The organism is Pseudogemmobacter lacusdianii (assembly GCF_030848395.1).
Classification (GTDB): domain Bacteria; phylum Pseudomonadota; class Alphaproteobacteria; order Rhodobacterales; family Rhodobacteraceae; genus Pseudogemmobacter; species Pseudogemmobacter lacusdianii.
Genome location: NZ_JAVDBT010000001.1, coordinates 23,878 through 35,903, shown reverse-complemented (window position 1 = coordinate 35,903; position 12,026 = coordinate 23,878). Strand labels below are relative to the sequence as shown.

Below are 12,026 nucleotides of genomic sequence, written 5' to 3'. Positions count from 1 at the left end.
ACCTAATCCGCCAATACGATGGCCGAGCCGGGATCGAAGCTCAGCCAGATCTTGTCATCCCAATCGGCCACGCGGGCGGCTTCCATGCCGCGCCGGGCGTTCACCGCATGGGCCTGCACCAAAGCCCCCGAAGGCAAGGCGATGCGGTAAAGGCTGTCTTTGCCGAAATAGGCCAGATCCTTGACCATGCCCTCAACAGCATTGGGGCTCTCGGGGCGCTCTTTGGTCAGGTTCAGCTTTTCGGGCCGCACCGCCAAGGTGACCGCCTGCCCCTCAACCACCCCCGGCACATCGCGCGCCAGAATGCGCCCCCCCAAAGCGGGCACATCTACCACAAGATGCGCGCCCTCACGCCCCGCCACTTTCGCCTCAAACGAGGTGATCGAGCCGATGAAGCTGGCCACGAAACGGCTGTTCGGGAATTCATAAATTTCGGTCGGACTGCCGATTTGGCGCACCACGCCCTTGTCCATCACCGCGATCCGATCGGCGAGTGTCATCGCCTCTTCTTGGTCATGGGTCACCACGATGAACGTCACCCCGGTGCGCTGCTGAATGGACATCAGCTCAAACTGCGTATGTTCGCGCAGCTTTTTGTCCAAGGCCGCCAAGGGCTCATCGAGCAACAAAAGCTTCGGCTGCCGCGCCAAGGCCCGCGCCAAAGCCACCCTTTGCCGCTGCCCACCCGAGATCTGATGCGGCTTGCGCCCGGCAAATTGCGTCAGCTGCACCAAATCCAGCATCTCGCGCACCCGCGCATCCCGCTCGGCCTTGGTCATCTTTTCGTGCTTCAGACCATAGCCAATATTCTTGGCCACAGTCATATGCGGGAACAAGGCATAGGATTGGAACATCATATGCACGGGCCGATCCCAAGGCTGCACGCCCGCCATATCGCGCCCATCAAGGAAGATCCGCCCCGCCGTCGGCTCTTCAAACCCGGCCAGCATCCGCAGCAAGGTGGTCTTGCCGCAGCCCGAGCCGCCCAGCAAGGCAAAGATCTCGCCCTTCTCGACGGTCAATGAAACATCATTGACCGCCTTGAAGCTGCCGAAGGATTTAGAGACCCCTTCGATCCGAAGAAAGGGCGCGGCACCCGTGCCAGCATCCGGCAAGGCCATAGGCTCAACCGCCCGTCTTGATCTTGGTCCAGACGCGCGTCATCGCCTCTTCTTGCTCATCGGTTTGCGGCAGCGGGGTGAACATCCGCGCCATCACCTCGGCATCCGGGTAAACCGCCGGATCGGCGGCGATTGCCGGATCGACAAAGGCCGTCGCCGCCTTATTGGCATTGGCATAGCCGGTGAAGTTGGTGCAGGCCGCGATCACCTCGGGCTGCAACATGTAATCGATGAACTTATGGCCATTCTCGGCATTGGGTGCATCGGCGGGCATCACCCAGAAATCAAACCAGCCCGGCGAGCCGGTCTTGGGCACGAAATAGGCCAAGTTGATATCGATCCCCGCCTCGGCCGCCCGGGCGCTTGCCACGCCGTAATCGCCCGACCAAGTGTTGGCCGCGCAAAGCTCTTCATTGGGCAGGGTGGTGAGGTAATTGTTGTTGTCAAAGGTGGTGATGTATTGCCGCACCGGCGCCATCACCTCGGCCAGCTTTTGATACTCGGCCTCTCCGGCGGTATTGGGATCAATCCCAAGATATTTCATCGCCATATAGCCAAAATCGGTGGGGCTATCGAGCACCGAGATCCCGCAATCCGCCAATTTCGAGGCATACTGCGGGTCAAGCAAGATCGCCAGATCGCTAAGGTCAACATCCTCGCCCAGTCGCTCGCGCACCATATCGACGTTATAGGTCATCCCGACCGATCCCCACATATAGGGCACGCCATATTCCGCGCCGGGGTCCGAGGTATCGGCCACTTTCATCAGCTCAGGGTCCAGATTCACCAGCCCCGGCAACTTGGATTTGTCGAGTTTCTGGAACACCCCGGCTTGGATGAAGCGCTGCATCGACATGCCCGCGTGCAGAACCACATCATAGCCTGAAGAGCCCGCCAAAAGCTTGGCCTGCGCCTCTTCCGAGCTGGAATAGAGGTCATAGACCACGCCGATCCCGGTCGCTGCCTCAAAATCCGCCAGCGTGGTTTCACCGATGTAATCGGCCCAGTTATAGACATTGACGGTGCCCGCTTGCGCCCAAGAGGGCCGCACATAGGGCATGGCCAAACCACCGGTAAGAGCAGCAAGTGTAGAGCGACGTGTCAGCTTCATGGGTCTTCTCCTCTGTTGCGGGGACCATCTGGCGTGGCCTTGTTTGATCAAAAGTCTAATCAGAACTTAACGTCTGCCAAGCTTTTCCTTCAGCAAAGCTTGATTGAGCGCTGAGATGCCCTCTTCCGCAGGCGGATCGGGCTGCGTCATCACCGGTAACAAACTGCGCAGCCGGTCGTGGTGACGGCGCAAGCCATATTCCATGTCCGACAGGTGAAAGCCGTCAAAGGCCTGCGAGCGCATGGATTCGTTGGACCAAATCGTCAGTTGCTGATCCTCGGCCGAGGTGTCGCGGTCGATCCGCATCGCCAGATACCGCGCCAGTCTTTGCGCGCGGCTCTCATTGGCAAAGCGGTAGCCACGTCCCGTGAGCCGTGTCTTGCCGGGGCTGCGCGGCAGGTCATGGTAGAACTGCGCGCCCTCGGGCGTGAAGGCAAAGACCGTGTTGGGGAACAGCCCGTAATAGGTCCAGCTTTTGCGCAGATGCTCGGGCAGATGGTCTTGGGCGGGCGCATGTTTGACATAATGCTGGACCGACCAGCGCCGCCCCGGTCGATCGCCGAAAAAGCCGATCGAGACATGCAGCCCGTCGTCCAAGTAGAGATCGCGGTAATCGCGTCCGTAAAGCTCTTGCAGCGCCGGATGGGCCAGCGCCACATGGTAGCCCTCATTGTCGACATCGCGCACCGATTTCCAATTCACTGGCAACTCGGTCTCCCATTGCGGCTCTCCGATCGGCAGGATGTCTTCGGCGCGATAGGCCGCGAAATCCGCATCATAAGGGGCCAGCAGGGTGGCGACCGAGGGTTGCGGGCCGGGGCGGAAGCGCAGGAAGATGAAGCCGTGGAAGATCTCCATCTCAATCGGTTTCAGCCCGAATTTCGACTTATCAAGATCGCCCAAAGTGGTCGGCTGCGCCGCGCCGCGCAAAGAGCCGTCAAGGTTATAGACCCAACCGTGGAAGGGGCAGACCACAGCCCCACGACATTGGCCTTGGGTGCCATCCACCACCCGCGCGCCCCGGTGGCGGCAAAGATTGTGGAACGCCCGCACAATGCCATCTTGGCCGCGCATAATCACCGCGCGCTCGTCAAACAGGTCAAAGGCCAGCCAATCGCCCGCGGCAGGGATATCACTCACATGCCCCGCCACCTGCCAATGGTTCAAAAACACATTGTCGCGCTCCAGCTCAAACATCGCTTGGCTGCGGTAGGTCCATGATGGCAACCCGCTGCGGTCCCAGTCCTTTGGAATCTCATGAGATTTCATGGCAAGTTCGATCATTCTACCCCCTCCAACTCGTGCAGAACCCAAGAGTGGAACCTGTGGATTTCATATTCTTCCGGCATCAGCCTTGCGGCCTTGAAACTGGGTGAGCGGATGCCGCGATGGTTCATCTCAGAGGCCGCGCCGTCCTGCTCCATGACGATTTTGGCAAAGCGGGCGACCTCGGCGGCGTCGAAACCGGGCTGCGCCAAGGTCTCCGCGCTGAAATGCCATTCTGCAATCAGCCGGGTCTTCTCAGGCCCCAAAGGCACCAGCCGGACCGAGCGCACGTAATCGACATGCGCCACCACATAAGCAGAGGGCCAAAGCGTGATGAAATGATAGCCTTCGGCGCGTTCCGCCTCGGTCAGATCGGGAAAGACCGGACCGCAGGCGGTGCCGTCCATGGTCCAAGTCTCGGTGCCCGGCTTCAGATTGCCCAAGGGCGCGGCACTGGGCTGATAATCCAGCGCCTCAGAAGCCCCCATGATGCCCTTCGCATAGATCGGCACCCGGTCGCACAGCTCGGGATGGATGCCCGGACAATGCAGGCACTCCGAGTAATTCTCCCAAAATCCCTTCCAATTGCAGTCCATCTCGACCTGCCAGCGGTGGCCGGTGACAAGGCTCTCCATCGGCCAATGCGCCAGATGGTCCAGCGGCTGATCGGCGAAGATCTCGGGCGGGGTGGGTGAGAGGTTCAGGAACACAAACCCCGCCCAGACCCGATGCGCCACTTTGCGCAAGCCATGGGAATGGCGGTCGAAATCCGCCGTTGGAACGGCATGGCCGGTGGAGACCAACCGCCCATCCGCCGCGGCAAAAGACCAAGCGTGATAGGGGCAGCGGATCAGTTTGCCCAAGGGCTGCGCGTCCTTTTCACAAAGCTCCGAGCCGCGATGCGGGCAGGAATTGTGATAGGCTGCAAGGCTGCCATCATCGCCCCGCGCCACGATGACCTCGGCCTGCCCCACCAAAGCGCGGCGCAGGCTTCCCGGCGCGTAATCCGCAAGCCGCCCCACCATCACCCATTGCCGCGCAAAGATCGTGGCCATCTCCCGCGCATACCAATCGCCGTCCAGATAGGCCGCGCGCGGCAGCCCCTCCGGGCAATGCTCCAAACGCGGCGAGTTGGGATGGCTGAGATCATGCATGCGCGCCCCCTTTCCACACCATGACTAGACCCGCCCCGGCGGGGTGGCCCGCTTGCGGGCGGGGTTGAAGAAGGGCCGCTCGGTCAAGGTGACGGGCAGCATCAGCTTGGCATATTGCAGCTCGCGCATCGCATAGATCTCGACCCAAAGGTCCTGCGCCGCTGCATATTTCGCCTGCACCTGCGCGATCGCCAGATTGGCCTTTAGCGCCGGAGACCAAGCGGCCGCCGTCACCACCCCCGCCTCCACCTTCTTGCCGTGATAAAGGATCGCGCCCTCGGCACTGATATTGCCGGGAATATCGATGCCAATCAGCGCCCAGTCCGACCCCTTTGCCTTCTCGGCCAAAAGCGCGCGGCGGCCGGTGAAGTGGCCCTTTTCCCAGTCGATCATCCAACCAAGCCCCAGCTCAAACGGGCTGCGCGCGCGGTCCTCGCGCAGGGCCTGATGCACCGGGATAAAGTCCATATTGGTGATGATGAACCCGGCCTCGATCCGCGCCAAATCGAGCGCATCACTGCCAATCGGGCGAATGCCCCAAGGCGCGCCAGCCGCAAAAAGATGGTCCCAGAAGGGCAAGGCCTGATCGGGCGTCAGCCAAAGCTCATAGCCCAGATCGCCGGTGAATCCGGTGCGCGAGATGGTGATCTCGCCGCCCTCAAAGGGATATGTCGCCATGCGGAAGGGCTTTAGCCCCTGCACATCAAAGCCCGCCGCTTCCAGCACCGAGGCCGAACAGGGCCCTTGCAGCGACAAAGCCGCAATCGCTTCGGTCACCTCTTCGACATGAACCTCAAACCCCGTCGAAGAGGCCAAAAGCCAAGGCAAATGCCGCTCTTGGCAGCAAATAAGGTAATCCTCTGGCCCATGGCGGAACAGAGTCCCGTCATCCATGATCTTGCCCGCATCATCGGTCCAAGCGGTGTAATGCACCCCGCCGACCGAAAGCTTCGCTGCATTGCGCAAGGTGAGGCGGTTCAGATAGGCCGCCGCATCCCGCCCGGTGATGCGATATTTCACCATCGGGCAAAGGTCATAGACCGAGGCGCCGTTGCGGATCGCGGTATATTCCATATCCGCATCGCCAAAGCAGAGCGCGGTCATATAGCCGCCCCAAGGCCCCCAGCGGTTCAGCGTATTGGCCGCCGAGGTCCGGGCATGAAAGGGCGTTTGCAGCAAAGGCGTGCGGAAATGCGTAAGCGCGCTCATGCCAAGGCTCCCTCTTTCGCGGTGGTGCGGGCTTTGGCCTGCAAGATCGCCTCGGCGGCATTCCAGCCTGCCGCACCATTGATGCCGCCGCCGGGATGGCTGCCCGCCCCCGCCAGCCAAAGCCCCGGCAGAGGTGCAGCATATTGCGCAGCGGCAAAGGTCGGTCGGTTGAAGAGCATCTGCTCCACCGCCAACTCCCCATGGTGCCAATTGCCGCCGACCATGCCAAAACGCGCCTCAATATCCTGCGGCATCAGCATCTCGGCATGCAGAACCGAGGCGCGCAGACCCGGCGCCTGCGCCTCCAGCACGGCAAGGCTGCGCTCCAGCATCTCGGCCCGCGCGGCCTCCAGCCCGGCCTTCGGCGCATGCGGGGCAAATTGCACGATGGCCGAAAGGATGTGGTGACCGCTCGGGGCCAAGCCCTGCTCAAAGGCCGTGGGCAGCAGCACCTCCATCACCGGCTCAGCGGGCACCTCACCATATTTCACCGCATTGAACGACCGCTCAATGGCCGCGGCCGAGGGCGCAATCACCAGCCGCGATTGCAGATCCGCGCCACGGAAGTTGGGGGCCGCACTCAAGGCCAGATGCAGCTTCGCCGCCGCCCCGCGTGAGCGGATGTGGTCGATCTTTTGCGCAAAGCCCGCATCCAGATCCGCCGCCCCCACCAATTTCTGAAAGGTTGTCCGTGGGTTGATCGCCGAGACGACCAGCCGCGCGCGCAACGCCTCACCACCCTGAAGCCGCACGCCAACCGCCTGATCGCCCTCGATCAAGAGCCGCTCGACGCTGGCGTTGCAGCGGATCTCCACCCCCGCCGCCTCGGCCGCGCGGGACATCGCCCCCGCCAAAGCCGCCATGCCGCCCTTCGGCAGCAAAGGCGAGGCCCCCCGCGCCAAACGGTCCAGATAAAGGATCAGCGAGTTCGGGGAGCGCGGCCCAAGCCAAGCGCCAAGCGTCGCGTCAAAGCAAAGCAAAGCCTTTAGCCGCGCGTCGCTCAGCTCATCCTCGGCCACGTCATAGACATCGATCAGCACCATCCGCAAAAATTCGCGGAAATCGGCCTTGCCCAAGCTGCGGATGCCAAGCCCGCGCTTGGCCAGCTCAAAATACCGCGTCTCACCCGCCAACCGCAAAGGCCGCATCTGCCGGAAGGGCGCCAGCACCCGCGCAAAGGCCGAAAGCTTGCCATGCAGCTCGGCCCAGCCTTGCGCATCATGGCCGGAAGTCTTCCCGGCCGTTACCGCCAAGGGCGCGAAATCGCCGGATAAAACCGTGGTCACCAAAGGCGCATGAAAGCTAAGCCCATGGCGCTGCAAATCCATCGCCGCGACCAGCCTGTCGTCCAGCCCTTGGGTCAGATGCGCCAAAGCAGGCGCGCGGTATTGGGGAGCAAACTCCCGCTCCCCTGCCCCGCCGCCGGTGGTCGCAGCCGCTTCCAGCAGCACCACCTTGCGTCCCTTTTGCGCCAGCCGGGTGGCGCAGGCCAAGCCGTTGACGCCGCCGCCGATGACCAAGACATCCAAGCCGCGCTCAGAGAACGGTGTAGGCATCGCGCATCCCCCCTTTCACGCCCGCATCGCGCAAAACTTCCGCCGCCGCATTGCGCCCCGGCGCGCCCATCACGCCCCCGCCGGGATGGGTGGACGATCCGCACATCCACAAGTCCTTGATCGGACTGCGATATTGCGCATAACCCGGCACCGGACGGTTGAAGAGCAACTGGTCAAAGGTCAGCTCACCTTGGAAAATATTGCCCTCGGTGAGGCCGACTTCCGCCTCCAACTCGCGCGGCGTGCGCACTTCGACATGCAAAACGCGGTCCTTGAAGCCGGGGCTATAGGCCTCAATCTGGTTGAGACAGGTGTCACGGAAGGCATCCCGGTCGGCATCCGTCCAGTCGCGGCCCGCGATCTTCGGCGGCGCATATTGCACGAAACAGGACATGAAATGCTTGCCCGGCGGCGTCATCGTCGGGTCGATCATCGTGGGGATCATCACGTCTTGGAAGGGATCGCGGCTGAACTGCCCATTCTTCCAATCGTCGTAGCCACGCTCCATTTTCTCAATGGAATCCGTGAAATGCAGATCGCCTTTGATGTTCGGCGCGCCTTCGGGCAGCGCGGGGAAGACCGGGGCTGCATCCAAAGCGATGTTCAACTTCCCCGAAGAGCCGCGGATTTTAAACGCCTTCACCCGTTTGACAAAATCGTCCGGCAGTTCGGCCTCATCGACATGTTTCAGGAAGGTGCGCTTCACATCCATGTTCGAGATGACGCGCTTGGCGCGGATCTCATCGCCATTCGACAAAACCACCCCGGTCGCGCGGCCGCCCTGCACCAGAACCTTTTCAACGCCGTGGCCGACCCGAACCTCGCCACCCTGATCCTTCAGACTTGCCGTCAAAGCCCGTGTGATCGAGCCCATCCCGCCCCGCGCAAAGCCCCAAGCGCCGACATTGCCGTCCACATCGCCCATGTAATGGTGCAGCAAAACATAGGCCGAGCCGGGGCTCATCGGCCCCAAAGCCGTGCCAATGATCGCCGAGACCGCCAGATAGCCCTTGATGATCGGGCTTTCGAAATACTCGTCCAGAAAGTCCGAGATCGACATGGTCCAAAACTGCACCATCCGCGCCCGCATTTCCTCGGACAGCGTGCCCATCTCGCGCCCCAGCCACATCAGCTCGGACAGATCGCGCGGCCGGAAGCTTGAAGGATCAGGCGGTGTACGCATCAGCATCGGCCGGATGAAGCGGCAAAAGCGCAAGATGTCGCGGGCGTAGATGTCATAGGCCTCGGCATCGCGCTTCGAATGCCGCGCGAATTCGCGCCGATTGGCATCATGGTCGCGGTACATGCCCAGATATCCGCCGCCCTCTTGGAAGACCGCGCCGCCCTCATAGGGCAGGATTTGCAGCCCGTATTTCGGCAGTTCCAGATCGCGCATGATCTCGGGCCGGAAGAGCGAGCTTACATAAGAACAGTTCGAATAGGTGAAGCCGGGGAAAAGCTCACGGCTGACCGCCGCCCCGCCGACCCAGTCGTTTTTCTCGACAACGCAGACCTTTAGCCCCGCGCGGGCAAGGTATCCTGCCGTCACCAACCCGTTGTGGCCCGCGCCAATGATCACCGCATCATAACTCATTCGGCAGCATCCAACGTGCCATCGGCCTGATCTTGCAGCGTCAAATCCACCGCCAGTTCCACCGCCTTCAACGTGTCGGTGAGGCAAGAGGCCTCCGTCCCATGCGCCTCGCACATGAACCAAGGCTCGCGGCTGTCAGGCTCTACAATCACCCCCAGATCATGCAGGTAATAGGCCATCCGGTCATAGAAGGAGTAATCCGAGACCTTCCAATCGCGATAATTGTCCGGCGCTTCCTCGGCAAAGAAGATGCCGAACATGGACGCATGCCCCGAGAAGCTATGCGCGATGCCGCGCGCGTTCAGGATGCCCGAGATGCCCGATTTCAGCGCCTCGCCATAACTGGCAAGCGTCACCAAAGCCGGGGTCTCATCCAAGATCCGCAAGCATTCTTCCGCCGCCGCAAGGCTGACCGAATGCGCGGTATAGGTGCCGCCATGGCTCGCCCCGCCAAAGCGGAAGGACCGCATCACATCCTCGCGCCCCGCGACCAAAGCGATCGGATAGCCATTGGCCACGGCTTTGGCGAAAGTGGTGATGTCAGGCCGAATGCCCAAAAGCCCCTGAATGCCACCCTTGCCGACCCTAAAGCCGGTTTTCACCTCATCAATGATCAGCAAAACCCCGTAACGGTCGCAAAGATCGCGGGCGAGTTGCACATAATCCCGCCGGGCCGAGATGCCGCAGCAATTGCCCTGAATGGGCTCAATCAGCATCGCCGCCATCCGGTCGCCATGCTGCTTGAACGTATCCTCCAGCCTTTGCAGGTCATTCATCGGCACCAAATGGGCGAGCTTTTTCACCGTCTGCGGGATGCCCTTGCCATATGGCACCATCTCGGGATCGCCATTCGAACCCGGCGTCCAGCCCTCCATATCGGCCATCCACATCGCGGCATCGAACAGCCCGTGATAGCCGCCTTCGACCAGCAAATATTCCTCGCGGCCTGTATGGGCGCGCGCCAGCCGCAGCGCCGCCATCACCGCCTCGGTGCCCGAGTTCGAGAACCGCACCAGTTCCGCCGCTGGCACCATTTTGGCGATCCGGTCGGCGACGATCAGCTCGCGCTCGGTCGAAAGCGCGAAAACCCCGCCCACTTCCATACCCTTACGCGCCGCCGCATCGACCCGGTCATCGGCATAACCCAAGATCGCCGGGCCGTAGCCGAGGCGGTAATCGACGTAAGCATTGCCATCAATGTCCCATGTCCGCCCGCCCTTGCCGCGCGCGACATAGACGGTGCGGTCGTCGCCCCAATAGCGAAAACTCGACGAGACCCCCAAGGGCAGGCGCTGCACCGCGCGTTGAAATTGCGCGTTGGATTTCGTCAAATCGCGGCTCGGCGGGGACAATCTCGGGGTCATCTCTGGCTCACTTCAAGCTTGGGATGTCTCAGCCTGTCACGCCATTGACTGGACTGTCAATCAGAGAGAAGATGCACCGATGAACGACCTCTCGCCCCGCGCAACCCCAGTGTTTGAGCGTTCAGTGACAGGCAACAAGGCTGGGATATCCGCCAAGAGATCCCGCAACGCCCCTCAGGCGCTTGAAGCGGCGGGCAAATTTACGGCATGAAGGCAGCAGCCATTTCAGGCGCTTTGGGATCTGCTACGAAGGGAAACGCACCATGACCGCAGCCAGCCCGAAGCCTTCGACCTCCAGCGCAGAGGCCCCCGATCCCGCCCCCCGCCCCCGCACCATGAGCCGCGAGGCCCGACGCGAGCAGATCATCGAGGCGACGATTCGCACCCTCGCCGCGCGCGGTTTTGCCCGCACCACCCTGACCGAGGTGGCGCGCGAGGCGGGCCTTTCCCACGGCCTCGTGCTCTTTCATTTTGAGACCAAAGAGAAGCTTTTGGCCGACACGCTCGGCGCCTTGGCCGAGGAATATCGCGACAATTGGCAGGCGGCTTTGGCCAGTGCTGGCCCCACAGCCGCCGAGCAACTCTCGGCGCTCATCGACGCCGATTTCGCGCCCAATCTCTGCACCCCCGATCGTCTGGCCGCTTGGTGCGCCTTCTGGGGTGAGGCACAAAGCCGCCCGATTTACCAAGAAAACTACGGCGACAAGGACGCCGCCTATAACGCCCGGATGGAAGAAATCTGCGCCGAATTGGTCGCCGAGGGCGGCTACACGGCGGCGCCGAAATACCTCGCCCGCATCCTGCGCCTGACCATCGAGGGCACTTGGCTCGATCTTATGTCGATGAAAGACCCCTATGACGCGGCCGAGGCGCAACGCACCGCCCGCATCTGCGCCTCGATCCTCTTCCCAAAACATTTCAAAGCCGAATGAAGGGCTTAGCCTTCAATCATCACCTGCAAGCCTTTCGGAGATTTGGCATCGCCATTGATGGGCGACAGGTCCATCGGGCAGCAAGACAGCACCAAAATCGCATCGCGAACCGCCCGCAGTCGCACATAGTCTCCGGGCTTAGACACCGGTGCCAGCCAGTCAATCCCACCATCCGCGCGCGGCGGCGTGTTCATCCACAGATTGAACGGGCAGGGGATTTCCCCAATCGGCGCGCCAATCGCCGCCATCGCCATCCGCAGATTGTCGCTGCAATTGTCATGCGGATCGGGATGGCCGAGCTCGGTATAGCGGTGCTGGCAGCAGGCCGCGATCAAGGTGTCATGCACGCCCGGTGACGTGTCTTCCAACATCTCCAGCAAGGCGCGCCGTTTGTTGGTAATAAGCGCATCTCCGGGTCGCGGCGTCAGCTTGCGCAAGGTTGGCCGCATATGCTCCATCGAAAGGAACTCACGCCGATCTTCGGCAGAAAACGCCCAGAAATCGCCAACTTGCTGGCCCTGGTGATTGGTCAGCCGCGCCACCTGCCCTGCCTTTAGGCGAAAGGCCCGCCCCTGCCGCGCCGGCACTTCATAAACCATTCCAGGCCGCAATTGCCCCTCTGGCGCCAACACCTCTGTGGCCGAGGCATTGCGCACCAAAACATCTTCCAAACCCGTGGTCATCTGATCTCCCCAATGCGCTGCTTCGGGCCAAAGCCC

General features: G+C 61.8%; 10 protein-coding genes. 1 reads left to right on the top strand and 9 read right to left on the bottom strand.

Features of this window, described 5'->3' with window-relative positions; translation table 11 throughout:
- Positions 1–2: 2 nt before the first annotated feature.
- From Q9295_RS00160 to Q9295_RS00125, 8 genes are all read right to left on the bottom strand, one after another.
- Positions 3–1,121, bottom strand: a complete 1,119-nt coding sequence (locus Q9295_RS00160) for an ABC transporter ATP-binding protein (RefSeq protein WP_306678212.1) — start codon at positions 1,119–1,121, stop codon at positions 3–5.
- Between the two features lie 4 nt (positions 1,122–1,125).
- A complete protein-coding gene (locus Q9295_RS00155) occupies positions 1,126–2,232 on the bottom strand; it encodes a polyamine ABC transporter substrate-binding protein (protein WP_306678210.1) in 1,107 nt (368 codons plus the stop codon).
- 66 nt (positions 2,233–2,298) lie between these two features.
- Positions 2,299–3,516, bottom strand: a complete 1,218-nt coding sequence (locus tag Q9295_RS00150) for an aromatic ring-hydroxylating oxygenase subunit alpha (protein ID WP_306678208.1) — start codon at positions 3,514–3,516, stop codon at positions 2,299–2,301.
- On the bottom strand, positions 3,513–4,652 hold the full coding sequence (locus Q9295_RS00145) for an aromatic ring-hydroxylating oxygenase subunit alpha (protein WP_306678207.1): 1,140 nt from the start codon (positions 4,650–4,652) through the stop codon (positions 3,513–3,515). Before Q9295_RS00145 ends, Q9295_RS00150 begins: the two co-directional genes overlap by 4 nt.
- Before the next feature lie 24 nt (positions 4,653–4,676).
- A complete protein-coding gene (locus tag Q9295_RS00140; RefSeq protein WP_306678205.1) occupies positions 4,677–5,861 on the bottom strand; it encodes an aminomethyl transferase family protein in 1,185 nt (394 codons plus the stop codon).
- A complete protein-coding gene (locus Q9295_RS00135; RefSeq protein ID WP_306678204.1) occupies positions 5,858–7,417 on the bottom strand; it encodes a phytoene desaturase family protein in 1,560 nt (519 codons plus the stop codon). Before Q9295_RS00135 ends, Q9295_RS00140 begins: the two co-directional genes overlap by 4 nt.
- Positions 7,398–9,011: a phytoene desaturase family protein gene (locus Q9295_RS00130; protein WP_306678202.1), complete on the bottom strand. Its 1,614-nt coding sequence runs from the start codon at positions 9,009–9,011 to the stop codon at positions 7,398–7,400. The genes Q9295_RS00135 and Q9295_RS00130 overlap by 20 nt, the downstream gene beginning before the upstream one ends.
- Positions 9,008–10,375 (bottom strand): aspartate aminotransferase family protein, encoded by a 1,368-nt coding sequence (locus tag Q9295_RS00125; RefSeq protein ID WP_306678200.1) that lies wholly within the window; start codon positions 10,373–10,375, stop codon positions 9,008–9,010. Before Q9295_RS00125 ends, Q9295_RS00130 begins: the two co-directional genes overlap by 4 nt.
- A 263-nt stretch (positions 10,376–10,638) precedes the next feature.
- Here Q9295_RS00125 and Q9295_RS00120 point away from each other — a divergent pair, with 263 nt between their 5' ends.
- Positions 10,639–11,307 carry a TetR/AcrR family transcriptional regulator gene (locus Q9295_RS00120; RefSeq protein ID WP_306678198.1) on the top strand — a complete coding sequence of 223 codons (669 nt, stop codon included), beginning with the start codon at positions 10,639–10,641 and terminating at the stop codon, positions 11,305–11,307.
- Between the two features lie 5 nt (positions 11,308–11,312).
- On the opposite strand, the gene Q9295_RS00115 is transcribed toward Q9295_RS00120, so the two are convergent.
- Positions 11,313–11,990: a DUF1989 domain-containing protein gene (locus Q9295_RS00115; RefSeq protein WP_306678197.1), complete on the bottom strand. Its 678-nt coding sequence runs from the start codon at positions 11,988–11,990 to the stop codon at positions 11,313–11,315.
- Positions 11,991–12,026 lie beyond the last annotated feature (36 nt).

Excerpts from the sequence above, each read along its gene's own strand:
- Q9295_RS00135 (WP_306678204.1), bottom strand. The coding sequence starts at position 7,417 with ATGCCTACACCGTTCTCTGAGCGCGGCTTGGATGTCTTGGTCATCGGC.
- Q9295_RS00160 (WP_306678212.1), bottom strand. The coding sequence starts at position 1,121 with ATGGCCTTGCCGGATGCTGGCACGGGTGCCGCGCCCTTTCTTCGGATC.
- Q9295_RS00150 (WP_306678208.1), bottom strand. The coding sequence starts at position 3,516 with ATGATCGAACTTGCCATGAAATCTCATGAGATTCCAAAGGACTGGGAC.
- Q9295_RS00145 (WP_306678207.1), bottom strand. The coding sequence starts at position 4,652 with ATGCATGATCTCAGCCATCCCAACTCGCCGCGTTTGGAGCATTGCCCG.
- Q9295_RS00120 (WP_306678198.1), top strand. The coding sequence starts at position 10,639 with ATGACCGCAGCCAGCCCGAAGCCTTCGACCTCCAGCGCAGAGGCCCCC.
- Q9295_RS00115 (WP_306678197.1), bottom strand. The coding sequence starts at position 11,990 with ATGACCACGGGTTTGGAAGATGTTTTGGTGCGCAATGCCTCGGCCACA.
- Q9295_RS00140 (WP_306678205.1), bottom strand. The coding sequence starts at position 5,861 with ATGAGCGCGCTTACGCATTTCCGCACGCCTTTGCTGCAAACGCCCTTT.
- Q9295_RS00130 (WP_306678202.1), bottom strand. The coding sequence starts at position 9,011 with ATGAGTTATGATGCGGTGATCATTGGCGCGGGCCACAACGGGTTGGTG.
- Q9295_RS00125 (WP_306678200.1), bottom strand. The coding sequence starts at position 10,375 with ATGACCCCGAGATTGTCCCCGCCGAGCCGCGATTTGACGAAATCCAAC.
- Q9295_RS00155 (WP_306678210.1), bottom strand. The coding sequence starts at position 2,232 with ATGAAGCTGACACGTCGCTCTACACTTGCTGCTCTTACCGGTGGTTTG.